At 69.5% G+C, this 24,514-nt stretch carries 25 protein-coding genes; 12 read left to right on the top strand and 13 right to left on the bottom strand.

The window, feature by feature from the left end:
- Nucleotides 1-50: 50 nt before the first annotated feature.
- The 6 genes from NL112_RS08885 to NL112_RS08860 are packed head-to-tail and all read left to right on the top strand — an operon-like array spanning nucleotide 51 to nucleotide 5,280.
- Nucleotides 51-2,069 (top strand): type II secretion system F family protein, encoded by a 2,019-nt coding sequence (locus tag NL112_RS08885; protein WP_255152361.1) that lies wholly within the window; start codon nucleotides 51-53, stop codon nucleotides 2,067-2,069.
- A 1-nt stretch (nucleotide 2,070) separates the two neighbouring features.
- Nucleotides 2,071-2,574, top strand: a complete 504-nt coding sequence (locus NL112_RS08880; protein WP_255152360.1) for a DUF7287 family protein — start codon at nucleotides 2,071-2,073, stop codon at nucleotides 2,572-2,574.
- Between the two features lie 2 nt (nucleotides 2,575-2,576).
- Nucleotides 2,577-3,173, top strand: a complete 597-nt coding sequence (locus NL112_RS08875; protein WP_255152358.1) for a DUF7288 family protein — start codon at nucleotides 2,577-2,579, stop codon at nucleotides 3,171-3,173.
- The gene (locus tag NL112_RS08870) at nucleotides 3,161-4,075 is read left to right on the top strand and encodes a DUF7261 family protein (RefSeq protein WP_255152357.1); all 915 of its coding nucleotides are present in this window, start codon (nucleotides 3,161-3,163) and stop codon (nucleotides 4,073-4,075) included. The genes NL112_RS08875 and NL112_RS08870 overlap by 13 nt, the downstream gene beginning before the upstream one ends.
- On the top strand, nucleotides 4,068-4,520 hold the full coding sequence (locus NL112_RS08865; protein ID WP_255152356.1) for a DUF7266 family protein: 453 nt from the start codon (nucleotides 4,068-4,070) through the stop codon (nucleotides 4,518-4,520). Before NL112_RS08870 ends, NL112_RS08865 begins: the two co-directional genes overlap by 8 nt.
- Nucleotides 4,513-5,280 carry a DUF7289 family protein gene (locus tag NL112_RS08860; RefSeq protein WP_255152355.1) on the top strand — a complete coding sequence of 256 codons (768 nt, stop codon included), beginning with the start codon at nucleotides 4,513-4,515 and terminating at the stop codon, nucleotides 5,278-5,280. Before NL112_RS08865 ends, NL112_RS08860 begins: the two co-directional genes overlap by 8 nt.
- Here NL112_RS08860 and NL112_RS08855 read toward each other — a convergent pair.
- Both NL112_RS08855 and NL112_RS08850 read right to left on the bottom strand, forming a co-directional pair.
- Entirely contained in the window at nucleotides 5,267-5,476 is a 210-nt protein-coding gene (locus NL112_RS08855) for a hypothetical protein (protein ID WP_255152353.1), read from the bottom strand. The genes NL112_RS08860 and NL112_RS08855 overlap by 14 nt on opposite strands.
- A gap of 128 nt (nucleotides 5,477-5,604) precedes the next feature.
- Nucleotides 5,605-6,372 (bottom strand): hypothetical protein, encoded by a 768-nt coding sequence (locus NL112_RS08850; protein ID WP_255152352.1) that lies wholly within the window; start codon nucleotides 6,370-6,372, stop codon nucleotides 5,605-5,607.
- 389 nt (nucleotides 6,373-6,761) lie between these two features.
- On the opposite strand from NL112_RS08850, the gene NL112_RS08845 reads away from it, so the two are divergent.
- Nucleotides 6,762-7,226, top strand: coding sequence for a DUF1269 domain-containing protein (locus tag NL112_RS08845; RefSeq protein WP_350356164.1), 465 nt, complete (start codon nucleotides 6,762-6,764; stop codon nucleotides 7,224-7,226).
- Nucleotides 7,227-7,573: 347 nt separating this feature from the next.
- A complete protein-coding gene (locus NL112_RS08840) occupies nucleotides 7,574-7,744 on the top strand; it encodes a hypothetical protein (protein WP_255152349.1) in 171 nt (56 codons plus the stop codon).
- Nucleotides 7,745-7,777: 33 nt separating this feature from the next.
- Here NL112_RS08840 and NL112_RS08835 read toward each other — a convergent pair whose 3' ends face one another.
- The gene (locus NL112_RS08835; protein ID WP_255152348.1) at nucleotides 7,778-9,208 is read right to left on the bottom strand and encodes a TIGR00341 family protein; all 1,431 of its coding nucleotides are present in this window, start codon (nucleotides 9,206-9,208) and stop codon (nucleotides 7,778-7,780) included.
- A gap of 361 nt (nucleotides 9,209-9,569) precedes the next feature.
- Nucleotides 9,570-10,973: an FAD-dependent oxidoreductase gene (locus NL112_RS08830; protein WP_255152347.1), complete on the bottom strand. Its 1,404-nt coding sequence runs from the start codon at nucleotides 10,971-10,973 to the stop codon at nucleotides 9,570-9,572.
- Nucleotides 10,974-11,176: 203 nt separating this feature from the next.
- On the opposite strand from NL112_RS08830, the gene NL112_RS08825 reads away from it, so the two are divergent.
- The 3 genes from NL112_RS08825 (at nucleotide 11,177) to NL112_RS08815 (ending at nucleotide 13,547) form a co-directional block, all read left to right on the top strand.
- Nucleotides 11,177-11,833, top strand: a complete 657-nt coding sequence (locus NL112_RS08825; protein WP_255152346.1) for a helix-turn-helix domain-containing protein — start codon at nucleotides 11,177-11,179, stop codon at nucleotides 11,831-11,833.
- 68 nt (nucleotides 11,834-11,901) lie between these two features.
- Complete coding sequence (locus tag NL112_RS08820) at nucleotides 11,902-13,272, top strand: hypothetical protein (protein ID WP_255152345.1); 1,371 nt, start codon at nucleotides 11,902-11,904, stop codon at nucleotides 13,270-13,272.
- Complete coding sequence (locus NL112_RS08815; protein WP_255152343.1) at nucleotides 13,269-13,547, top strand: DUF7410 domain-containing protein; 279 nt, start codon at nucleotides 13,269-13,271, stop codon at nucleotides 13,545-13,547. The genes NL112_RS08820 and NL112_RS08815 overlap by 4 nt, the downstream gene beginning before the upstream one ends.
- Nucleotides 13,548-13,651: 104 nt before the next feature.
- Here the strand turns inward: NL112_RS08815 and NL112_RS08810 are convergent, their stop codons facing one another.
- The 9 genes from NL112_RS08810 to NL112_RS08770 all read right to left on the bottom strand — a co-directional run bounded on the left by NL112_RS08810 (nucleotide 13,652) and on the right by NL112_RS08770 (nucleotide 23,179).
- A complete protein-coding gene (locus NL112_RS08810; RefSeq protein ID WP_255152342.1) occupies nucleotides 13,652-14,458 on the bottom strand; it encodes an alpha/beta fold hydrolase in 807 nt (268 codons plus the stop codon).
- Between the two features lie 119 nt (nucleotides 14,459-14,577).
- Nucleotides 14,578-15,828: an outer membrane protein assembly factor BamB family protein gene (locus tag NL112_RS08805; protein ID WP_255152340.1), complete on the bottom strand. Its 1,251-nt coding sequence runs from the start codon at nucleotides 15,826-15,828 to the stop codon at nucleotides 14,578-14,580.
- Entirely contained in the window at nucleotides 15,821-16,984 is a 1,164-nt protein-coding gene (locus NL112_RS08800) for an outer membrane protein assembly factor BamB family protein (RefSeq protein WP_255152339.1), read from the bottom strand. The genes NL112_RS08805 and NL112_RS08800 overlap by 8 nt, the downstream gene beginning before the upstream one ends.
- 717 nt (nucleotides 16,985-17,701) lie before the next feature.
- A complete protein-coding gene (locus tag NL112_RS08795) occupies nucleotides 17,702-19,150 on the bottom strand; it encodes an aldehyde dehydrogenase family protein (protein WP_255152338.1) in 1,449 nt (482 codons plus the stop codon).
- A gap of 140 nt (nucleotides 19,151-19,290) precedes the next feature.
- Complete coding sequence (locus tag NL112_RS08790; RefSeq protein ID WP_255152337.1) at nucleotides 19,291-19,752, bottom strand: universal stress protein; 462 nt, start codon at nucleotides 19,750-19,752, stop codon at nucleotides 19,291-19,293.
- 62 nt (nucleotides 19,753-19,814) lie between these two features.
- The gene (locus NL112_RS08785) at nucleotides 19,815-20,480 is read right to left on the bottom strand and encodes an ABC transporter permease (protein WP_255152335.1); all 666 of its coding nucleotides are present in this window, start codon (nucleotides 20,478-20,480) and stop codon (nucleotides 19,815-19,817) included.
- Entirely contained in the window at nucleotides 20,480-21,484 is a 1,005-nt protein-coding gene (locus tag NL112_RS08780) for an ABC transporter ATP-binding protein (RefSeq protein ID WP_255152334.1), read from the bottom strand. Before NL112_RS08780 ends, NL112_RS08785 begins: the two co-directional genes overlap by 1 nt.
- Nucleotides 21,481-22,215, bottom strand: a complete 735-nt coding sequence (locus NL112_RS08775; protein WP_255152333.1) for an ABC transporter permease — start codon at nucleotides 22,213-22,215, stop codon at nucleotides 21,481-21,483. The genes NL112_RS08780 and NL112_RS08775 overlap by 4 nt, the downstream gene beginning before the upstream one ends.
- 4 nt (nucleotides 22,216-22,219) lie before the next feature.
- Nucleotides 22,220-23,179 (bottom strand): glycine betaine ABC transporter substrate-binding protein, encoded by a 960-nt coding sequence (locus NL112_RS08770; RefSeq protein WP_255152332.1) that lies wholly within the window; start codon nucleotides 23,177-23,179, stop codon nucleotides 22,220-22,222.
- A 271-nt stretch (nucleotides 23,180-23,450) separates the two neighbouring features.
- On the opposite strand from NL112_RS08770, the gene NL112_RS08765 reads away from it, so the two are divergent.
- Nucleotides 23,451-24,491 (top strand): zinc-binding dehydrogenase, encoded by a 1,041-nt coding sequence (locus NL112_RS08765; RefSeq protein ID WP_255152331.1) that lies wholly within the window; start codon nucleotides 23,451-23,453, stop codon nucleotides 24,489-24,491.
- Nucleotides 24,492-24,514: the final 23 nt, after the last annotated feature.

Below are 24,514 nucleotides of genomic sequence, written 5' to 3'. Positions count from 1 at the left end.
CACCACCGACACGCTCCGAGCGGCCGCCGGGACCCGACGAGGTGGTGGGCGTGAGCGTCGGCTCGCTCCGACACGGCGGGACGCCGTGGCACGCCGAGACGCTCGGCGACCTGTTCTACCCGCTGTACGACCGGCTGGTCGACGAGGACAGCGAGTTCGTCGCGAATCTGGAGGAGACGCTCGCGGGCGCGCGGATGGCCTCACCCGTCGAGATGTACGTCTCGTGGGCGCTCGGTCTCGGCCTGCTCGTCGGGGTAGCCTGTGCCGTGGCCGGCGTCGGGGTCGGCTACCTGCTGTACGTGGTGGGCGTCATCTCCAGCGACCCCATCCTCGGCGTGCAGGTCGGGGACCCCCGGCTCGTCGCGGCCATCAACGCGGCGAAGGTGCCCGCGCTCATCCTGACCGCGGGACTGCTCCTCGGGACGCTGGGGTTCGGCGCCGTGTTCGGCTCGGCGGTCGCGGTCCCCTACTTCCGGGCGGCCGACCGCAAGCGGGAGATAAACCGTCTGCTACCGGACGCCGTCTCCTTCATGTACGCGCTCTCGCAGGGGGGGATGAGCCAACTGGACATCATCGAGGCCGTCGCGGAGGCCGACGACACGTACGGCGAGGTGGCCCGCGAGTTCGAGACCATCGTGAAGGAGACGGAGTATTTCGAGACGGACTACCGGTCGGCCATCCGCCAGCAGTCCATCGAGACGCCCAGCGAGGAACTGGGCCGCTTCCTGACGGACCTGCTGTCGATTATCGACAGCGGCGGCGACGTCACCCGCTTTCTCAACGACAAGAAGAACCAGCATTTCCGGACGGCGAAACAGGAGGAGGAGGAGGTGCTCGACACCCTCGAACTGTTCGGGGAGATATTCATCACCATCTCGCTGTTCCCGCTTCTGCTCATCATCATGCTGGTCGTGTTGCAACTGCTCGGCCGACCCATCGAGCTAGCGCTGTACGCGACGACGTACGTCCTCCTCCCGTTCCTCGGGTTCGCGTTCGTCATCGTGGTCGCCATCGTGAAGATAGACGACCCCGGCGACGGCCACCTCGAGGTAGCGAGCAACAGCCCCGTCGAGGACGAGGGTACCCGCGGGCTGTTCGACCGCGGACTCGTCGACGAGTACGTCGGCGAGTACCACCTGTTCGACCGCATCCGCGACCGCGACGGCACCGTCGAGACGCTCGACATCGTCTCGCGGCCGCACGTCTACTTCCGCGACCACCCGGCGTACACCGCCGCACTCACCCTGCCGGCGGCGGCGGTGCTCGTCGGGATGGCCGTCGTGACGGGCGCAGTGCCGACGACCTGGAGCGGCGTCGTCGACCGCCCGGTGGCGTCGACGGTGGTGTACGTCTACCTGCCGGCGTTCCTCGTCGGCGTCCCGCTGGCGGCGTTCCACGAGTGGAACATGCGGACCCGCCGCGCGGTGATGAACGGGTTCGCCGACGAACTGCGGAAACTCGCCTCGGCCAACGACACCGGGATGACCCTGCTGGAGTCCATCCGCACGGTCGCGGACACCTCCTCGGGTCGGCTCGCCTCCGAACTCGGCGTCGTGTACGCGAAGACCCGCTACGGGATGAGCCTCGAGGACGCGCTCGTCGTGTTCAACAACCGGTACCGGCTCCCTCGTCTCGCCCGGACGGTCAAACTCATCGCGGAGGCACAGCGCGCCTCCAACCAGATATCGGCGGTGCTGACAACGGCGGCCCAGGCCGTCGAGAACGGCGACGAGATACGCCGCGAGCGCCGGTCGCGCACCCGCCTGCAGGTCGGCATCGTGATACTGACGTTCCTGACGCTTCTGGCGGTGATGGCCATCCTGAAGACGCGGTTCATCGACGTCATCGCGCGGCTCACCCAGCAGACCGGCGGCGGGGGCGCCGCCGGCTTCAGCGCCGCCCTGAACGCGGACCTGCTGTCGCTGCTGTTCTTCCATGCGGTGACGCTCCAGGCCGTCGTCGCGGGGCTCGTCAGCGGCTACATGCGCGACTCGACCGTGTTGGCCGGCGTCAAGTACGTCGTCGGCTTGCTGACCGTCTCCCTGGCCGTCTGGCTGGTGGTGGGCTGAGATGCGGGCGCGAGGCCAGTCGAGCGTCGACTTCGTGCTCGGGTTCGGGGTGTTCTTCCTGACGTTCTCGTTCGTCGTCACCCTGCTTCCCGAGTTGCTCGCACCCCACGCCGCCCAGCAGGGGCCGGCCGTCGCGGACCGGGCCGTCGACACGCTGACGGGCGACCTGCTCGCGGGCGACGCCGTCGGCACGCTGGACGCGTCGTGTACGGCGGCGTTTCTCACCCGCGGGACGTGTGCCGAGTTCGACGGGAGCGACCCGACGGCGCGACTGCTCGGCGTCTCCGACGAGTACCAACTGAACGTCACGCTGGAGCGGTACGTCGCCGGCGACGCCGGCACCGAACTCGCCTGCTACGACGGCGGCGTGGTGGACTGTGCGACCGGGGGGACCCCGCTCGCCCGCGGGCCGGCCCCCCCGAGCAACACGCAGTCGGTCCGGACCGCCAGCCGGGTAGTCCGCGTCGACGGCGAGACGCTGTCGCTGGAACTGCGGGTGTGGTGACGATGCGGGGACCCACCAGTCGCGGACAGGCGTTCACGCTGGAGGCCATCGTCGCCGCGCTCGTCGTTCTCGGGAGCCTGCTGTTCGCGCTCCAGGCGTCGGGCGTCACCGCGCTCACCGCGAGCACGTCGAACCCGGACGCGGTCGCACAGCGGGAGGCCACGGCGACGGGCGTGCTCGACGCCGCCGTCGCCGACGGGACGCTCCGCCCGACCCTGCTGTACTGGGACGGCACCCGGAGCCAGTTCCACGGCACCGATTTCGGCGAAGACCACTACACCGTCGGGCCGCCGACGGCGTTCGGTGCGCTCCTCAACGAGACGCTCGACGACCGGAGCCTCGCGGTCAACGTCGACCTCGAGTACCTGAACGCGTCGGGCGGCCTCGAACGGCGGCCGCTGGTGCGCTACGGGCGGCCAAGCGACGACGCGGCGACGGCGACCCGGACCGTCACCCTCTACGACGACGACCGTCTGCTGGCCGCGAACGGCACCGCGACGACGACGCTGTCGAACGCGTCGTTCTACGCCCCCGACCGGTATCCGGGCGGGCCCGTCTACACCGTCGTCCGCGTGGAGGTGGTCGTATGGCGGGTGTGACCCGACCGGACGACCGGGGGCAACTGCTCCTCGTGGGCGCGTTCGGCCTCGCGGTGCTTCTGGTCGTGCTCGCGGGCGTGGTGAACAGCGCCGCGTACACCGACAGTCTGACGACCAGCACCGGCGACCTGAACGGCGGGCGGGACGTGGCCGCCTTCCGGGCCGACGCCGGCCGCGCGGCCGACGGCATCCTCGGCCGCGTCAACGACGGGCCGGCGCCGGACTACGCCGCACGCGAGGACCGGTTCCGCGACGCCGTCGACAACTGGAGCGACGCGGCGGGTCGCCAGCACGCGATGGACGGCACCGGCGTCGGCGTCTCGGTCGTCGGAACGACCCGCGGGAGTCGCATCACCCAGTCGACGGCCCGCCCGCTCACGAACGCCAGCGGCACCGCCGACTGGACCGTCGCCGCCGGCGTCTCGGACGTGCGGCGGGCCCGGCTGAACCTCTCGCAGTCGTCGCTTCTCGACTGCGGCGTCGGCGCCTGCTACGAACTCGTCGCCGACGACGGCACGGACGTCTGGCGCGTCACGGTCGGCCGGCTGTTCGTCACCGTCGACGGACCCGCCGGGACCGAGCAGTGTGCCGTCACGGCGGACCCGGTGGTCGTCGACTTCCGGAACGAGACGGTGAACGGCGACTCCTGCCCCGCGCTGTCGTTCGCCGAGGGGCTGTCGACGCCGTACGACATCCGAATCAGGAACGGCGACGCCGCGACCGGCACCTACCGGCTGACCGTCGACACCGACGTCGACGACGACGACGGCGACTTCGCGGCCGCGGGCGAACCGTCCGTGACGCCGGTCGTCTACGCCGCGGACGTGCGGGTCAGCTACCGGACGCCGCGGCTGACGTACGCGACCGAACTCCGCGTCGACGGGGGTGAAAGCGATGGCTGAACGCGACCGCGGCGTCACGAGCGTCCTCAACTACGCGCTGCTGCTGGTCGTCGTCACCCTGCTGATTGCGGGGCTGTTCGTCGGCGTCAGCGACCTCGTCGCCGGCCAGCACGAGCGGACGACCCGGTCGCAACTGGAGACGGTCGGCCACCGCCTCGCCGCGGACGTGGGAACCGCCGACCGACTCGTCGCCGGCGCGGGCGGCCAGCAGGTCCGCCTGCACAGCGACCTGCCCGACGCCGTCGGCGGGAGCCAGTACCGCGTGTCCGTCACCGGGGTCGGCGGCGACCGGTACGAACTCACCCTGCAAAGCGACGCCCCCGACGTCGCGGTGTCGGTCCGCGTGCGCTCGGGGGTCGGCCTCCGCGAGACGACCGTCGACGGCGGCCGGGTGGTCGTCGAGTACGACCCGACGCAGGACGAACTGGTGGTGACCGATGACTGACCGCGGCCAGGCCGAGACGCTCGGCTACGTGCTCGTGTTCTCCATCGTCGTTCTGACGGTGGCGCTCGTCACCGTCTCCGGGCAGGCGGGGCTGGCGGAGCTACGGACCGACCAGCGGACCGCCAACGTCGAGCGCGGGTTCGCGGTGCTGGCGGACAACGTCGACGACGTGGTCCACGACGGCGTGCCGAGCCGCGCGACTGAACTCGACCTCTCGGGCGAACGGGTGGGGCTCGGCGACCCGGTCACCGTCTCCGTCACCGCCCGATACGCCGACGGAAGTGTCGCGTTCGACCGCGCGACGACGCTCCGGCCCGTCGTCTACCGCGCCGACGACGGCACGGAACTCGTGTACGCGAACGGCGCGGTCGTCACCCGGGGACCGAGCGGCGGCGTCGCGATGCTCCGGGGCCCACGGCTCCTGCTGTCGGCCGAGCGGTCGGTCGTCCCGGTCGTGAACACCTCGTTCGACCGCGACCAGCTACGGGGAGCCGCGCCGTCGGTCGCCCGGGAGTCGCGGGTGCTCGTCCGCACCGAGCGGCTGAACGCGACCGTCCTCGGCCACGCCGAGGGGTCGCTCACGCTGACGCTCACCGTCGACTCCCCGCGGGCGGCGGCGTGGGCGCGCCACCTCGACGCGAGAATCGACCCCGGGAGCGACGACTGCACGCTCGACCGCGCGGCGGGAACGGTCACCTGCGAGGCGACCACCGACGCCGTCACCGTCGTCCGGACGGACGTGGCCGTCAGCTTCGAGTGAGCCGCTCCAGCACGGGTATCTCGGCGCGCCGCTCCGCGTCGATTTCGCTCCAGTCGGCGCCCGACGGTTTCGGGCCCGCATCCTCTCGACGACACGCTCGAGCGTCACGGCGAGGTCGACACTGGGCGTCGGTGGGAGCGTCGTCGACCACCTGCAACCCGTGGACCGTCGTCGCGGTCACCGCATCGTCGTCCACCCGGTCGAACGCCCTCAGAGAGTTACACGTTCGCCCCGGAGCCGAATCGTCTGAATCCGAGGCCAAGCACAGCACAGTCCCTGGTGTGGATTCAGGCGTGAACGACCTCGCCGTCGCTTCGAGGCGATTTACGCGAGAAGCAGTAGCACGGCGAAGACGAATGCACCGCCGGCAAAGGCGGCGAACCGGCTCTCTGTGATGTCGGGGAGTTCCTCTTTGAGGACGTTGAACACGATGCCTCCCGCGAGGAACCCGAACAGCATCGCCACGGAGAAGGGGTCGAGCGCCGTGAGCAGTCCGGTGGTCGCACCGACGAGCGTGCCGGCCGCCAGCAACACCCGGCCGGTGGTGTCGAACGTGGCCCCGTAGTGACGGTGGAGGCCGTAGTCGGTGATGGCGAAGTGGAGTCCCATCGCGAGCGAGTAGAAAAACAGGTTCGTCAGCCCCGCTCGCTCCTGGTGAAACAACAGGTAGCCGATGGTGGCGCTGTACGCGACGAACACGAGCAGGTGTGCCCGGTAGACCATCCGTGACGTCTCGATGGCCTCACCACGCCGCTGGCTCACGAACACCTCGACGCCGTAGAACAGCGTGAACCCCAGCAGGGCGACGAGGAACACGAGCTGTTCGGCGAAGAACGCATCGAGTCGCACCTCCGAGACGACCAGCGCCGCCTCACCCATCTCGGGGAGAACGAGAACGAACACGTACGCGACCGACGCCCCGCCGCCGGCCGACAGAAACAGCCGGCGACGTTCGGGGTGGACGAACTCCCAGCGGCCCGCCGAGAGGTGGACCGCGGCGAACCCGAGCGCGAACACGACGGTCGCGACGGGGAACCCACCGCCGGCTGTCTCCGGTTGGAACAGGGCCTCCGGAACGGGAGCGGTGGTCATCGAAATGCGATGTCGCGTACCCGCGTGTCGGTGGCCGACGCGTTTCGTTATTCGTCGCGTAGCCGACGGTGCGTCGGCCGCCGGTCGGTCCCCGACCGATAGGCGTGCATTACGCGGCCGTCTGCCGATGGGTCGCTGACGTCCACGCGGCGAACATGGATGCGGATGTCCACGTGCGGGCGTCCACGCGGCGATTCGGTTCGCAGGGCGCACCGGTCTGTCGGATCGAAGACGCCATCGTCCCGGGGCCGTCGGAGACCCATCAGACCCGACGTCGACGTGTCGGCTCGTACGGGCGTGTTACCGCGCCGTGGTGCGCTTATAACTATATCAGATACGGCCGTCCGAACTGACGCATGAGTTCGCTAGTCGTCCTCGCGTTCGAGAGTATGACCGGTGCGGAGGAGATGCGCGAGCGGATGTACGAGTTCCAGAAACGGGAACTCATCACGCTCGAGGACGCCGCCGTCGTCGTCCGCAAGGAGAACGGGAAGACGAAGGTCAAGCAAGCCCACAGCCTCGTCGGCTCGGGCGCGCTCGGCGGCGCGTTCTGGGGGATGCTCATCGGCCTCCTCTTCTTCGCGCCGTGGCTCGGGCTGATTGCGGGCGCTGCCGGCGGCGCAATCGCCGGGAAACTGGGTGACATCGGTATCGACGACTCGTTCATCAAGGAGGTGAGCGACACCATCCAGCCCGGCGAGTCCGCGCTGTTCCTGCTGACGCGTGACGCCCAACTGGAGCGGATTCAGGAGGAGGTCACCGATATGGAGTTCACCATCATCCAGACGAACCTCTCGCCCGACGACGAGACGAAGCTCCGCGAGACGTTCGCCGCCGAGGAAGTCGCCGGATAACCCGGCGGCTCTCGACGGCCGCACCGTCCGGTCCGCCGCACCGTCCCGTTTCTCCCTGCCACGAACTCCGAAGTTAGAACGCCGTCGAGGATCACGGAAAGCGACTCCTGTCATCCGTCCCGCGGACGGACGACGTCTCTCACGCGGTGAGAGCGCTGTCTCGACCGAGGAAACGGGCCCGGGCGCTCTCCGCCGGGCCGGCCGGAAGAACCCGTGACCGGCGTGGCCTATCGGGCACCGTGGCACCCGAATCGCGGGGGCTCGAGGCCGGTAAGTACGTCCCAACGACAGGTACGCGAGAGTTTATCAACCACCGTCCCCGAGTTCAGGGTACGACACACGTTCACATGTTCGTTCCACCTGCTGATGACTCGTCGGCGACGACGCGAATCGACTGTGCGGTGACCGGCGGGTACAACGTCAAACCCGGCGCGTTCTTCTACGAGTACTGCCCGTTCTGTGGCCGGGCCACGGACGACGGCGACGGCCACGAAATCTCGGTTTCGGTGCCGGGCTGAATCGGCCCGGGCGCTGGACGGGACCGGTCGACGTCAGCCGCCGCTCGGCTCCGGCCACGCCGGCCGCGCGACTGCCGGTCGCTCGACAGCGGTACAGCCGGCGTCGCTCCCCCAGCAGTCTGACCGCTGGGTTGCGGCGTCGTCCAGCGCCCCCGGTGCCAGCGCCCTCGTCTCGGCGTCCGACGACACCTGCGCCTCGATGAAGCCGACGCGGACGACGACGTCGCGGCCCAGTTCCTCCGTCAGGCCGTCGTCGAACCGCTGTGCGAGGTCGGGGGGGACGTCGAGGTCGCGTGGCACGCCGACGAGGACGTCCACCCGTGGCTGGTTGCCCAACAGCACGTCGAGCGGCGCGTAGTCGACCGTCACCGAGACGAGTTCGACGCCCTCGACGTCTGCCTCGTCGAACACCTGCTGGAACTCGGCCTGCGTCTTCCGCTCGAACGACTGGGTCTGGAAGGTGAGCCACGTGACGCCGGCGAGCACGACCGCGAGGACGGCGATGGCGATGGCGATGACGACGACCCGCGAGACGAACGACGCCCGGACCGTCTCGTAAGCGCCGGTGTCGAGCGGTTTGAAGCCGGCCCAGTAGAGCAGGATGAGCGCCGAGAGGTTGATGGCGAGCAGGTTCACCACGACGAGGACGGCGCCGGCGATGGCGACCGCTGGGAGGCCGAAGGCGATGCCGAGCCCCGAGGTGGCCGCCGGCGGGACGAGCGCGACCGCGATGGCCACGCCGACGAGCGTCGACCCCGCTCCCCTGATGATGCTGATGGCACCGGCGAACCCGGAGCCGAGCGCCAGGAACAGCGACAGCAGATTGGGGCTCGTCCGCTCGGCGATCTGCGGAATCTCCTGTAATGCGAGCCCCGGGGCGATGAGGATGCTCTGTTTGAGCAGCCAACCCAGGACGGCGCCGGTCGCGATGGCGGCGAGGAGCCCGGTCACCTGTAGTCTGACGCCGCGGGCGGCCATCTCACGGTCGTCGAGGATGGTGCCGACGCTCGCCGAGATGGCGGGGCCCATCAGGGGGGCGACGACCATCGCGCCGATGATGGTCGCCGCGGAGTCGAGCAGCAGTCCGGTGGTGGCGATGACCGTACTCAAAAGCAGCAGCGCGAAGAACGTGGAGTTCGCGGGCGCGAGGTCCTGGGCCCGAGCGTGGAGTTCCTCGCGAGAGATTCGGAGCCCCGGGAACCGCTCAACGAGGGCGGCGAGTCGCTGTGAGACGACGGTCTCGGTCGGCATGACGATGGTGTACGCGTCCTCGCGGAGGCCGGCGTCGGTCAGTTCCTCCAACACCGGTTCCACGCCGCTCGGGGGGACGGGAAACTGGACCATCGCCTCGAAGTCGCCGCGTCCGACCTCCTCGAACACGGCGTAGTCGATGCCCTGCTCGTCGAGCGACTCGAGGACGCTCGACCGCTTTCCCTCCGGAATCAGAACCTGGACGAGGCGCATGGTGGGTGGCAACGGGGGCAGTGGGTCGGGGTCGGACCGCGGATTGTCGGTCGGCCGCCAGTCGACCGACGGCGAGCGGCGGGGAGCACACGCCGGCCGAACGGAGCGGGCCGAGCGGTCACGTCGAACCCATCGATGCCGCTCATGTCGGGTCCATCGATGCCGCGTACGTCACCGGCCAGTCTGAAAAGTACTCAGTCGGTATTCGCCAACAGTCCGGGCAGAGACCGTCCGTCCTGCCGGTAAGGTCGGTACAACGTCGGCCACCCATCGAGCACGAACGGGCGCGCAGTCGGGCGTAATCCCTATCATTCGGGGCGGTTCGGCGCCGGCCACCGACAGCCAGCGTGGGACATCCCGACTACCGCGCCACGCCGTCCGCCAGCCGGGCCACGACCCCGCGGAGCGAGCCGCCGGAGCGGTCCGGCGCCAGCACTCGGCGAACGACGCCGGGACGAACCAGCGTCTCGGGCGGCCGTTCCAGCCGCGTGACGCGGGCGAACGCCTCGCTGACGACCGGGTCCGTGTGGGCACGCCGGAGGAGCCGCCGGACGTACCAGTTCGCGAGGTCGGTGCCGGCGGGTTTCGGCCCCGTCGTCGCCGGGAACGCGAAGTCGCCACCGACGACGAGCCGCCAGACCGTGTCGACCAATTCGGCCGCACGGTCGAAGAAGCGGGGGCCGAGGCGCTCGCGGCCACCGTCGGCCAGCGCGTGATGCAGGTGGACGGCCTCCAGAGCCGCGACCGACATCCCCTGGCCGTAGACGGGGTTGAAACTGGTGAGCGCGTCGCCGGTGACGACCAGCCCCTCCGGGAACACGTCGAGCGTCTCGTAGCGGCGGCGCCGGCTGGCCGGATACGGGTACTGCTGGACGTCGGAGCACCACCGCTGTGACTCCACGAGGTCGCCAATCTCGGGCAGGGGCAACGACTCCGCGAACGTGGTGAACGCCTCGCGGTCGGCCGGGGCCTGTTCGTCGTGGACGGCCTGCACGACGAGTTCCCACCGGCCGCCCTCGACCGGGATGAGCGCCGCCCCCCGGTTCTCCGGCGGCGACGGCGAGACGAGCCGCAACCGCCGGTCGTCGGCCGGCCGCTCGAGGTGGACGGTGCCGTACCCGACGTCGACCTGGACCTCGTCGGTCGGCGGCGCCGCGTAGCCGTTGTGTTCGAGCCACCGACCCGTCCGGCTCGTCCGGCCGGTCGCGTCCACGACGAGGTCCGCGTCGATGTGGCGCTCGGTCCCGTCGGCGGCGCGGACGGCGACCCCTGTCACCGTGGCCCCGGTGGCGTTCGTCAGGTAGTCGGTGAACCGGGTTTCGTCCTGGAACCGAACGTGCTCGACGTCGCGTACCCGCTCGCGTATCTCGTGTTCCAGCAGGGCGCGGCTCGCACAGTAGGTGGGGAGCCGCGACGGCGGCCGGGCCAGCACGCCCCCCTCGTTGTACTCCTTCATGTCCGTGCCGGCGTCGACGACGAGGCCGCCGGCCGCGAGCACGCCCTCGGTGAACCCGGGGAACAGGTCCTCGAGCGTCGCGCGGCCGGCCTCCAGCAGGACGTGCGGGTGGCTCGTCTGCGGCGCGCCGTCTCGGGGGGCCGGCTCCGCAGGCACCGCGTCGCGCTCGACTATCACCACCTCCTCGAACCCGTCGGCCAGCACCCGGGCCGCACAGAGGCCGGCCACGCTCCCGCCGAGCACGACGGCACGGCCACCGACCGCGCTCACCCGGCCGGAGTCGTACCGCGGGGTCTCCGCGAGCGTCATCGGCTCACCTCCCGGCCGCCGGGGGAACCCGTGCCGGCCGCTGTCGGCCGTTCGCTCGGTTGCTCGCTACGATTCGACTCGACCGGTCGCCGTCGCCGGCGGACGTCGTCGCGTTGCACACCGACGCGTAGGGGTGCGACGAGGGTGCGTTGCCCGTCGTGTATCCACGATTCTTTAAGTGCTCGCCGGGCGAGGAGCGTTCGATGCGGTATCTCACCGTTCGGCTCGACGCTGGCGAACGCGGGGGGTTCCACCCCGTGGGGAAGCGCCTCGCGGACGCCGAGTCGATAACGCGCGAGCGCATCCACCACGTCGAACTGCTCGCCGACGGGACGGTGCTGACGCTGGCCGAGGGGAGCGGCGACCGGTCCCGCTACGAGCGGCTCATGGCCGACTCCCCGCACGTCGAGCGGTTCCTCGTCTCCGGCGACGAGCGCTGGCTGGCGACCAGCCAGTTCGCGGCCCGCGGGCCGGCGCGCCGCCTGCTCGAACGCCACCGCGAGTCCGACCTCGTGCTGGAGACGCCCATCGACGTCACCGAGGACGGGGCGCTCGAACTCACGTTCCTCGGAACTGACGCGGAGTTCCGGTCGTACTACGACGACGTGGTCACGGCGTCGGACCTCGACGTCGAGGTGGTCGGAACCGGCCCGTACCACCCCGATTCCGCTTCGGTCCTGCGGCCGCTGACCACCCGCCAGCAGGAGGTGCTCCGGGTGGCCGTCGAACTGGGCTACTACGCGAACCCACGGGAGGCGACCCACGACGACATCGCGGCCGAACTCGACGTCGCGGCCACCACCGTCGGCGACCACCTCCGGAACGTCGAAGCGCGGGTGTTCGAGACGCTCGCCCGGTGACCGGCCGGGCCGGCACGCATGTTTATGGAACTGTGGGGGAATGGACCGCGTGGACGGTCGCTCACCCGATGATATCATTCGCCGCGCTGGCGCTCGGACTGCTCGCTTCGCTGTGGTTCGCCGGCATCCCGCTTCATGTCGGCGGCCTGAGCGGCAGTATCGAGGGCGGCACCGTACCCTCGTGGCTCTCCATCGGCACCGGCGGCCTGCTGGTGGGCGTCTCCTTCCTGTTCACCAGCTTCATGACCGACCACGAGCGCATCCGGCGCATCAACGACGTCGGGACACGGCTCCCGTCGCTCCCCGCGGTCCGCGACGCCAGCGTCCGGGCGGGCCGTCTCGCCGGCGTCGTCGTCCTCCTGCTCGTCGTCGCCACGGGCTACGTCGGCCCCCAGGAGCCGCTGTCGAACCTCGCCATCCTCGTCGTCTGGAGCGGCTGGTGGGCCGGCTACACGATGTCGGTGTATCTGGTCGGCAACAGCTGGCCGGTCGTGAACCCGTGGCGGACGCTCGCCGCCCTGGTGCCGACGCCCGGGACGCGGGCGTACCCCGAGCGGCTGGGCGCCTGGCCCGCCGTCGTCGGCCTGCTCGGTCTCGTGCTGGTCGAGGTGGTCACGCCGCTGGCGGAGGACCCGCAACTGCTGGCGACGCTGATCGTCGCGTACACGCTGGTCACGGTCGTCGGCGCGGCCACCTTCGGCGTCGACGCGTGGTTCGAGCAGGTCGACCCCGTCGCCCGCGTGTTCCACCTGTACGGTCAACTGGCTCCGGTCCAGCGGACCGACGACGGGCTGGCGCTCCGGCTCCCGGTGGCGGCGCTGAGCGACGTGCGGCTCCCGGACCGCCCCGGCGAGGTGCCGTTCGTCGTCGCCCTGCTGTGGGCGACGACGTTCGACGGGCTCGTCACCACGACGGCGTGGGCCGACGCCGTCCGCGTCGTCGTCGGCGTCGGCGTGCCGCCGCTCGCGGCGTACGTCACCGCGATGGCCGGCGGGTTCGGGCTGTTCCTCGGCGGCTACCGGCTCGCCGCCGGCAAGGCACGCGACACCGCCGACACGTACGTCACCGGCGGGTTCATCGGCCGCTGGTTCGCGCCATCGCTTCTGCCCATCGCCGCCGGCTACCACCTCGCCCACTATCTGGACTACCTGCTCACGCTGTTGCCGGTGCTCGGGGCGGCGCTGGCGAGTCCGTTCACGCCGACGGCGAACCCCGTCGTGCTCGTCCTGCCCGGCTGGTTCGGCCTGCTCGCGCTGGCGTTCGTCCTGCTGGGCCACCTGCTGGCGCTGTGGGTCGCCCACTCGTTCGGGTTCCGGCTGTTCCCCGGCGTGCTCGCACCCATCCGGAGCCAGTACCCGTTCGTCGTCGTGATGATGGCCTACACGACGGTCAGCCTCTGGGTCGTCGCCCAGCCGTTCACCCAACCCCCCTACACATGAGTATCCAGCCCGACACCCACGTCCCGACCGACGAGACGCCACACGTCTGTCCGTACTGCGAGCGCCCGTTCCGCGGCGAGCGGGCCCACGCGCTCCACGTCGGCGAACGGCACGGCGACCGCATGACCGACGCCGAACGGGACGCCTACGAGGCGGCGAAAGACGACGAGGAACACGACCTGTTCGGGTTCCACATCGCCGTGTTCGTCGTCATCGCCATCACGCAGGGGCTCGTCGTGTTGCTGTACATGATAGCGTTCGGCGGCGGCATCTGAGCGCGACGACTGGACGGGCCGCGCCGGAGAGTCCGCGGAGGCTCCGACGACTGGCAAAGCCACCCTCGCTCCAGAGACGTGAGCGTGGCCGCCGGCGCTCGGCGTCAGTCGGCGGTCGACCAGCGGCGGGCGAACGCGTCCATCTCGGCGGCGACCCGTTCGGGCGCCTCGCCCGGGCCGCTGTGGCTCACGCCGTCGAACTCGACGAGGCGGCTGTGGGGCAGTGCCGCGTGCACGTCGCGGGCGCTCTCGCGGAGGAACCACGGACCGTCGGTGCCGGTCATCACGAGCGCGGGAACGTCGACGTCCAAACGGTCGGGCAGTCGGTACGCTTCGACCGCGCGGTTCATGCGGACGACCTCCTCCGCGAGGTCGACGCAGTCGGGCCAGACCGGCCACTCGGCCAGCCACGCGTCGAGGTCCTCGATGCCGTCGGGGTGGAGCACCTGCTCGACGTAGCGTTTCACCGCCGTCTCGCGGTCGCCCGCCTCGACGAGCCGCGCCATCCGGTCGGCGAGGTCCGCCTCCTCTCGGTAGGGCTCCGGCAGGACTGCCGGCTCGTAGGCGACGACGGCCGCGACGTCGGCGTCGGTCGCGGCCTCGATGGCGGTCAACCCGCCGAACGAGTGGCCGAACAGCACCGGGTCGCCGTCGACGGCGTCGGAAAGCGCCGCGACGTACGCACACTCGCGGGCCAGTATCTCCTCGTGGCTCGTCTCAGCCGGGTCGTCGAGACAGGTGCCGAACCCCGGCCGCTGGGGGACGACCGCCGCGTACTCGTCGAGGTGCGGGACGACCGGCGTCCAGTACGCCCGGGGGGCCATCCCGCCGTGGAGCAACACGAGCGGCTGACCCTCCCCGTGGCGTTCGTACGTGACGTCGATACCGTCGGTCGACTGTGTCGTCTGCATGCACCTACGGTTCGGGCCGGAGACGGCAAAGCCACACTCTCAGTCGTGGGGCCGTTTAAGTGAATCTCGTCCGATGACGGCGGTCACCGGGCCCACGGTTTCTCGGACCCGGTCGTCGCTCACTCCACGGGAAGCCGCGCGACCCGCCCGCCGTCGCGGGCGGTCGCGAACAGCGCGTCGCCGGCCGCCCGGACGTGGAGGCGGCCCTCGGGGTCGTAGCGCCAGCGGCGCTCCCCACTGGCGGAGTCGAGCGCCGTCACGGCGCGGTCGCTTGCGGCGAACACGACGTCGCCCACCCGGCCGAACGACGCGACCGTCCCGCCAATCTGGAGGTCGGTCGTCGTCCGCCACCGGCGGTCGCCGTCCGGGCCGAACGCGTCGACGCGGACGAGGATACCGCCGTCGGGGTCGTTGACCGAACTCGCGACGTAGACGGCCTCGTCGGTCGCGGCCACGTCTTCGAGTTCGTAGCCGGCCGACCGCGACCACCGGACGGTGCCGTCCGCGCGGTCGAGCGCGACCAGTTCGTCCGGCTCGTCGTCGCGGTCGGTCTGGAGATAGACGTCACGCCCGAACCAGATGGGGCGACCGAAGTACGAGTAGACGTCTCTGTCGAGCGTCGTCTCCCAGCGGACCGAGCCGTCGTCGAGGTGTCGGGCACGCACGCCCGCCTCGGAGACCGTCACGACGAGCTCGCCGGTGACCGCGTAGTACGGCGGCGTCGAATCCGGGTCGGTCGCCCACCGGACCGTGCCGTCGGCCGCGTCGAACGCCGTCAGCCGGTACCGTTCGTCGCCGGTCGAGACGGGGAACAGCGCCGTCGACTCGGTCAGCGCCGGGAACGGGTACACCCGGGCGGTCCGCTCGAACCGCGTCGCGCCCGAGGCGGCGTCCAGCCCGCGGACCGTCTCCGTGTGCCAGTCCACGTCGACCAGAAGCGAGCCGGTCCGGCCGATGCTCGCCCGGCGGTGTGTCCCCTCCTCGTGCCAGAGGCGCTCGCCGGCCGCCGACACCGCATAGAGGTCGCCGTCGGTGCTGTGGACGTGGTACGGGCCGCCCGACTCCGGCACCGCGGGCCGGGTCTCTATCGGCCCGCCGGTCGTCACGTCGAACGCGCGCTCACCGCTCTCGACGTCCAGGGCGTACGCCGAGCGGTCCTGCGTGCCGACGAGGACGTGGCTGTCGGTCGCCGCCGGCGGCGCCGTCCCGCTGGCGTCCGACAGCGTCTGCTCCCACAGGGGGTCGACGCCACCGCCCAGCGGCCCGACGTTACAGCCCGCGACGGCGACGGTGCCGGCCGACGCCAGCGCCCCGAGCGCCTGCCGGCGCGTGAGTCCGCCGTCGGTCGCGTTCGAACGCCGGTCACGCATCCGCGACCACCTCCGAGGCGAGGCGGACGACCTCGAACGTCCCCCCGAGATACAGGCCCCCGTTCGCGGTGCTCGCCCAGCGGACGTTCACGTCCTCCAGGCTCTCTCGGAGCGAAATCGACCGCAGGCGCGTCCCGTCGAGCGCGTGGACGTACAGTTCCGTCGGGCTGAACGGGACGGTGCCGCTCGCCCCGCGGACGCGGACGTCGCCGCCCACGAGCGTCACCAGCCGGTCGCCGACGCGCATCGGCCCGTGGGTGACGGCGTTGTCGAGGCCGTCCTGCCACATCTGCTCGCCGCTCGCGCGGTCGAACGCCCGGAGGACGTAGTCGGCGCCGCCGACGTACACCCGGTCGTCGGTCACCAGCGGCGGCGCGAACCCGGTGTTGCGGAGCCGACCGCGCCACACCACCTCGCCGGTCGCGGCGTCGACCGCGAGCAGGCGCTCGGTGCCGCTGGTCGCGTACGCCGTCCCCGACCGGCCGGCGACGGCGGGCATCGCCGCGCCCACTTCGCGGCTCCAGTCGGCGGTCGCCTCGCGGTCGACCCCGTGCAGGCGGCCGTCGAGCGTCGGCGTGACGAGTCGGTCGCCGGCCACGGCGGGCGCTCCGGCGAGCGACGCATCGAGTTCGTGAGTCGCGAGCCGCTCGCCGCCCTCGCGGCCGAGGAACTCCAGGCGGTCGGGCACGTCGTCCTCGGTCCCCGAAATCGGCAGGACGACCCGGTCGCCGAAGGGGACGGGCGCGAACTGGACGACGCCCGGGTCCGCGGCGTCGATACGGTCGAGCGACCGCTCCCAGACGGTCTCGCCCGTCTCGGCGTCGACTGCGAGAGCCGTCTCCGCTTTCGAGAAGGCGTACGCGCGCCCGTCGCCGACGCCGATGGGGGATTTCCGTCCCTTCGAGACGCTGATAGACCACGTCACGTCGCCGGTCGCGGCGTCGAGGCCGGCGACGAGCGGCCGGTCGTCGAACGGGCTCCGGGAGCCGACCAGCGGGCCGGCCGCCGTCCCGACGACCGGCGTCGACTCCGAGATTCCCGTCTGCCAGCGGTACTCGAGCGAGTTCGAGCGGTCGCCGAGGGCCGAACAGCCGGCCAGGCTGGCGGCTGTCCCGGCCAGCGCCCCGAGGGCGCCACGTCGCGTGAAGGAGGGCATCACCCGTCGGTTGTCAGCACCGCCCCAAGAACCTTCTTGCTCGCCGGCAGGCGCGGTTTGACGGCCTCAGACAACGAGACCATGGCGACGACGGGGGGAGCCGTGAGTACGTGCTCGGCCCATCGGACATGGGTACCAGGGGTACCGAGGAGCGGCGACCCGCTGGTCGACCCGGATGCACCCCACGGCCTGAGGACACCACGTCGTCTCCACCTGCTCCAGCCTCGGACGGAGTACACACGGCCGCGTCAGGCGGCCACGTTGATAGAATTCATTGTAAATAGACAGATAGTGAAAATTGCACTATTGGCCGCGGTAAGCCGACGAGTGGTATGGTAGAGCGAGAGCTCACAAGCAGGGCATTCTTGGCTTTTTACGGACTGTATGGCTAATTTCGTCCGAATATTCACGATAGCTCGCGGACGAATCGGTGGCGGTGGACCGGAGCGGCTGTTACAAGATGTGTGTTTTACCGGCGTTGCGGGTGTGCGACGTGTCGAGTGGCTGGAAGCCCGTGACCGACACCGGGGTCGAAGGCCGAATTGACCGAATAAACGTGATTTATGGACTCTCTATCGATTGGTTTGCGTAACGCCGATACTCGGATGCACGCACGACTGGCGGACGCAGTCGGCCATCAGTCGCGAGTTCCACCGGGAACGTTATTTTACAACTATATCTATCCCTCAGACACGTCAGCCGGGGCGCGGGGCCCAGTTACGTCTCGGGGGAGATGTTCGCACAGACGTTCTTGACCTGTGTGTAGGCGTCGACGGCGGCGAGTCCCTTCTCGCGACCGAAGCCGGACTGCTTGTAGCCGCCGAACGGCGTCTCCTCGCCGCCGGCGAACCACTCGTTGATGTACACCTGGCCCGCCTGCACGTCGCGAGCGAAGCGGTGAGCGCGGCCCATGTTCTGGGTGTGGATACCCGCGACCAGCCCGTAGTCGGTGTCGTTGGCTATCTCGATGGCCTCCTGCTCGTCGCTGAACTCGATGACCGAGAGGACGGGGCCGAATATCTCCTCTCGAGCGATGCGCATGTCGTTGTCGACGCCGGTGAAGACGGTCGGCTCGACGAAGTAGCCGTCCCGGTCGAGGACGTCCCCACCGATGAACGGTTCGCCGGCCTCCGCACGGCCGACGTCGAGGTAGTTCGTCACCTTCTCGAACTGCTCCTCGGAGACGAGCGGGCCCATGTCCGCGTCCCCCTCGCCGGGGCCGACGCTCATCGCCTCGACCTGCGTAGCGAGTTCGTCGAGGAACTCGTCGCTGATCGCCTCGTGCAACAGGAGCCGCGACCCGGCCGAGCAGACCTGGCCCGCGTTGGCGAAGATGCCGGTCATCGTGCTCTCGACCGCGGATTCGATGTCGGCGTCGGGGTAGACGACGTTGGGGCTCTTGCCCCCGAGTTCGAGGTGGACGTTGGTGACGTTCTCGACGGCCGTCTTGCCGACCTCGATACCGGTCGGCACCGACCCGGTGAAGCTCACGCCGTCGACGTCCGGGTGAGCAGAGAGGCGAGCGCCGGCCTCGCCGCCGAACCCCGGCACGACGTTGAGCACGCCGTCGGGAATGCCGACCTCCGAGGCAATCCGGGCGATTTCGACGGCAGTCAACGGCGTCTGCTCGGCGGGTTTGACGACCGCGACGTTGCCCGTCGCCAGCGCCGGCGCGACGCTCCGCCCGAAGATGTTGGTCGGGAGGTTCCAGGGGATGATCTGGGCGGTGACGCCCAGCGGTTCCCGCACCGTGTAGTCGACGTACTCGTCGGTCAGCGGGATGCTGTCGCCGTGGACCTTGTCCGCGACGCCGGCGTAGTACTCGAAGTAGCGGGCACAGGTCTCCACGTCCGCCTCTGCGTGCGAAATCGGCTTCCCGTTGTCCGCCGTTTCGAGGTGTGCAAGCAGGTCCGACTGGTCGCGAATCGCCTCCGCGAGCGCGTTCAGGCGACGCCCGCGCTCCTGGGGCGCCATCGACCGCCAGTCGTCGAGCGCGGCGTCGGCCGCGGCAACCGCGCTGTCGACGTCGGGGGCGTCCCCCCTGGCGACGGTAGCGATGGGCCGCTCGGTCGCTGGGTCGACGGTCTCGAACCGCTCGCCCGACTCGGCCGGAACCGTCTCGCCGTCGATGAAGAGGTCGTAGGTCGACGCTATCGAGGGTGCCATGGGAGAACAGCAGGCCCAAAACCCCCATCGGGGTTGTGGTGAACATGGTGAGCCATTTATATATTGCGCGCCGCCGCTCGGCGGGCACCAGGATGCCATCGCAGGGAGTTGACGCCGACGGAGCTGAGCCGACGAGCGGGTCAGTCCGAGGCGGCGACGCCGTGGCGGACGTAGGTGACCGGACACGGCGCGTTCATCAGGACGTCCTGGCTGGTGCTTCCGAACAGCGCTTTCCCGGCCGGCGACCGCTCGCGGCCGCCGATGTACACCCGGTCGACGTCGAGGTCGGTCGCCATCGAGACGACCTTCTCGGCGTAGTCGCCGACGACGCCGTGGGTGTCGTACGCGACCTCGGCCCCGTCGAGCACGTCGACGGCGTCGCGCAACCCGCGGTGCCGGTCGGCCAGGTCGTCGGGCGAGGGCGGCGTCTCGGTGTCGTAGTTCAGTTCCTCGGTCACCGTCTCGTACTCCTCGCGGGAGTAGACGTGGACCAACTCGACCGCCGCGTCCGCCGGGGCGGCGACGGCGACCGCCGCCTCCGCCAGCGCCGCTTGTCGTGAAACGTCTGTGCCAACTGCGATCAGGATGGATTCGACTGGCATGGTCGTGTCGTGTGGGGGTGTTCGGTGTGTGGGTGGGGTCGACAGGGAGTTCTGGAGCCGCGTCAGGCGGTCGCCGCGTCCGCCTGCACGCCCATGTTCTCGCTGAGTCGTTTCTCGATGGCGCCGAACAGCCGGTCGGCCGTGATGGCGAGCAGGGCGCCCGGAATCGCCCCCGCCAGTATCTTCGGGTTGTCGAACTGCGTGATGCCGCTCACCACCCAGACGCCGAGGCCGCCGCCCCCGATGAAGAACGCGAGGTAGGCGGTGCCGACGTTGAGCACCGAACTGGTCCGGATGCCGCCGAAGATGACCGGCAGGGCAAGCGGGAGTTCGACCTTCTGTAGCTGTTCGCGCTTCGTCATCCCCATCCCCTTGGCGGCCTCGAGGATGTCGTCGTCGACGTCCTCGATGCCGGTGATGGTGTTCGTGATGATGGGGAACAGCGCGTACAGCCAGATGCCGAACACCGAGGGTGCAAAGCCGATGCCCAGAAGCGGGAACACGATGGCGATGACGCCCAGCGTCGGAATCGTCTGGGCGAGGTTCCCGAACCCCATCACGAGCCGTTTCGCCTGTGGGTGCTGGGTCGCAGCTATCGCCAGCGGGATGGCGACCAGGATGGCCGCCAGTTCGGCGACGACCACCATGACCAGATGTTCACGCAGGAGCGTGATGAAGTCTCCCTGGTGGGAAAGCAGGTAGTTGATGGACTCGGCGAACAGTCCCATCAGTTCGTCACCCCGTCGTCCATCTGGGTCGCGCGGTGGATGCCCTCGCGGGTGATCCAGCCGTCGACCTGGCCGGCGTCACCGACCGGCAACACGTCGACGTCGTGCTGTATCATCTGCGAGAGCGCGACCTGGGTCGACACCGACGCCGATATCGGCTCGATGCCCTGCCCGTTCGTCGACGGCAGGTCGACGCGCCCGTCGTCGCGCACCGTGGCCTCCGCGGGCCCCGACTCCTCCATGACGTCCTCGACGTGGAGCACCTGGAGTTGTTTGAGTGCGCGGTCGGCGCCGATGAAGTCCTCGACGAACTCGTTTGCGGGCGACTGCAGTATCTCCTCGGGCGTGCCGTACTGGACGATCTCGCCGACGTTGTAGATGGCGATCTTGTCGCCCATCTTCAGCGCCTCGTTGATGTCGTGGGTGACGAAGATTATCGTCGTGTTGATGTGCTCCTGAATCTCCAGGAACTCGTCTTGCAGGCTCTCGCGTGTGATGGGGTCGAGCGCACCGAACGGCTCGTCCATCAGCATCACGTCCGGTTCGGCCGCCAGCGCCCGGGCGATACCGACGCGCTGGCGCTGGCCGCCCGACAGCTCGCTGGGGTACTGCGACCGGTACGTCTCCGGGGGGAGGTCCATCAGTTCGAGCAGTTCGTCGACGCGCTCGTCGATCCGGTCGTCGTCCCAGCCCCGCAGGTCGGGGACGGTGGCGACGTTGTCGCGGACCGTCATGTGGTTGAACAGGCCGATCTCCTGGATGACGTAGCCGATGTCGCGTCGGAGTTCGATCTCGTCCTGCTGTTCGATGTCGGTGCCGTCGTAGTAGACGGTCCCCTCGGTCGGGTCTTCCAGTCGGTTGACGAGCTTCATCGTCGTCGTCTTCCCGCAACCGGAGGGACCGACCAACACGGTCGTCGTCCCGGCCTCGACCTCGAAGGAGATGCCTTCGATTGCGACCGTTCCGTCGGGATACTGTTTCGTGACGTTGTCGAATTCTATCATGCTAACACCTTCTGAAGGAACTTGGTCGGTCGTCCGGGTTCTATCTCCTCACCGTTCCGGATGCGGAGCAACTGCTCGCTCACGGCGAACCCGTAGTCGATGGCGAGGGCCAGAGCCGAGAGCACAGCCGTCGTCACGACGATCATCTCCACGTCGCGCTTCCGGATTCCCTGGAAGAGGAAGTCACCGAGGCCGCCGGCACCGATGAACGCACCGATAGCCGCGATGCCGATGAGCATGACGACGGCGTTGCGGACCCCGGCCATGATGACCGGCATCGCCATCGGAAGCTGGATGCGTCGCATCCGCTGGACGGTCGACATCCCGAGTCCCTCGCCGGCCTCGACCGCCGAGGGGTCGATTTCGGTGATGCCGATGTACGTGTTCCGGATGATGGGCAACTGCGAGTAGAGGACGAGCGCCACGACCACGGGGGGCGTCCCGATCCCCAGGAAGGGGATGAGAATGCCGAACAGCGCGATGCTCGGCACCGTCTGCATGATGCTTGCCACCCAGAGCACCGGCGGGGCCAGTCGCTCGAAGAACGTGATGAACACGCCGACCAGTACGCCCAGCGGGACGGCGATTGCTATCGTGTACGCGGTGATCTGCAGGTGTTCGACCGTCAGCTTGACCAGGTCGCTCCCGTACCTGTTCAGGAACTGCAGATAGCCGTCGATGACCATCGGTGACAGGTCGGCCGTCGCTTGGAGAGCGGTGCTCGGGGGCATCGGTTCAGATGATTCCCTGCTCTTTCAGGTAGTCACGCGCGACCTGCTGGGGTGCGCCGTCGTTGATGGACACCTCCCGGTTCAGCCCGCGAATGGTCTCGGTGTCGAGCGTCGGGCCGATCTCGTTGAGCGGCTCGGCGATGGTCTCGCCGTGCGACTCGAACGTGTTCTGGTTCACCAGCGGCGCGGGGTTGTAGATGGGGAAGAACTGCTCGTCGTCGTCCAGCACCCGGAGGTCCCACTTGAGGATCTGCGGGTTGGTGTTGTAGCCGAGTCCGACGTCGGCCTCGCCCTTCCCGAGGATCTGGTAGGTGAGCCCGATGCCCGTCTGCTTGATGTTGTCCTCGAGGTCGCCGAGTTTGTCCTTGAACCCGTAATGTTTGGCCGTCCCCTCCCAGCCGTCGGGCCGGTCGAGGTACTCCGTGGTGAGGACGATCTGGAAGTCCGTGTTCCCGGAGTTGATGTACTCCGCGAGCCCCGAGAGCGTCTTCACGCCCGTCTCCTTTGCCCACTCCGGGTTCGCCATCAGAACGAACGTGTTGTTGAACGGCGCCCGGTTGAGGTAGTTCATGCCGTACTCGCTGTCGAACTCGGATTTCACCTCCTGATACAGCTCCTTCGGGTTGCCGACCGGCTCATCGTGTTGCGGGGGGATGGTGTACCAGGCCGTCCCCGTATACTCCCAGTACATGTCGACCTCGTCGGCCTTGAGCGCCTGGAAGTTCTGCTGGGAGCCACCCAGCCCCGTCTCGTCGACGATAGTGAGGTCGGTGTTCTCCCGGAGCGCCTCGATGGCCATGTAGCCGAGGATCTTCTGTTCCGTGTACCGCTTCGAACTGACCTTGACCTTCCCACCGCCGCCGCCGGTGAGACCTGTGCATCCTGCGACCGACGCGAGTGCTCCCCCTCCGAGGAGGGTGCCGCCCTTCTTGAGCAGGTCGCGTCGCGTGCCATTATCTACCATGACGAACCACAAGTAGCCTCATACTGACGTAATAAAAAGGTGTCGAGAAACATGGTCGTCGGTTGAAGTAGGGGTGGTGACGAAACGACAAATAGGGAACGTATCGGGCCGAAAAAACCACGAGTTCCGCGGGGACGACGGTGACCCGGTGTGACAACTGTGCGGTTGGCCGGTGAGGGCGAAGCGCCCGCCCCGCGTCCGGGAGACCGGGCACCACTCGGGGGCTTCGGCGGGACGCCAGCTATTAGGGCCGGTGCACGGTCGACTCCGTATGGCCTCCGAAACGATGGCGGCGGTCCTGCTCACCGAGCACGGCGACGTCGACGCGCTCGACTACCGGACGGACGTCCCGGTTCCGGAGCCGGCTCCGAACGAACTGCTCGTGGACGTAGCCGCGTGTGGACTGAACAACACCGACGTCTGGACGCGAGAGGCCGCCTACGACGGCGGGGACGGCGGCTGGAGCGGCGACGTCCAGTTCCCGCTCGTGCAGGGGGCGGACGTCTGTGGAACCGTCGTCGAGGTCGGCGACCGCGTCGACGCGGAGCGTCTCGGCGACCGCGTCGTGGTCGACCCCGCGCTCCCCGGCGACGGCGACGACGAGTTCCGGGCGCTGTCCGACGCCGCGTTCCTGGGGAGCGAACGCGACGGCGGGTTCGCGGAGTACGTGACGGTCCCCGCCGCGAACGCCCACCGGGTCGAGAGCGACCGCACGGACGCCGAACTCGCCGCCGTCCCGACCGCGTACGCGACCGCCGAGCGGATGTTGAACCGCGGCGGCGTCGCAACCGGCGACACGCTACTCGTCACCGGCGCGTCCGGCGGCGTCGGGACCGGCCTCGTCCAACTGGCCCGGCGGCGGGACGCGACGGTCGTCGCCGTCACGAGCAGTCCCCACGCCGACGGCGTCCGCGAGTTGGGCGCCGACCACGTCGTTCGCCGCGACGAGGAGCCGGTCGTCGACGGTGTCGAGTCGCGAGTCGGCGCCGTCGACGCCGTGGCCGACGTCGTCGGCGGCGACCTGTTCCGGCCGCTACTGGAACGTCTCCGACCGGGCGGCCGCCACGTCGTCGCGGGTGCCGTCGCCGGGCCCGTCGTGGACATCGACCTCAGGCCGCTGTATCTGGAGCACCGCTCCGTCGTCGGGTCGTCGATGTGGACCCGAAGCGAGTTCCGGGACGTACTCGGATACGTCGAAACCGGAGCGCTCGACCCCGTGCTGGCCGAGACGTTCGACCTCGCCGAACTGCCCGCCGCCCAGCGGCGGTTCACGGACGGCGAGTTCCTCGGCAAACTCGTGGTCGAACCGTGAGCGTGCCCGCGGAGGGGGTCGCG

The sequence above is a fragment of the Halorarius halobius genome, from assembly GCF_024298865.1.
Lineage (GTDB): Archaea > Halobacteriota > Halobacteria > Halobacteriales > Haloarculaceae > Halorarius > Halorarius halobius.
The sequence above is the reverse complement of the archived record's forward strand: the minus strand, read 5'-3'. Positions and strand labels throughout refer to the sequence as shown.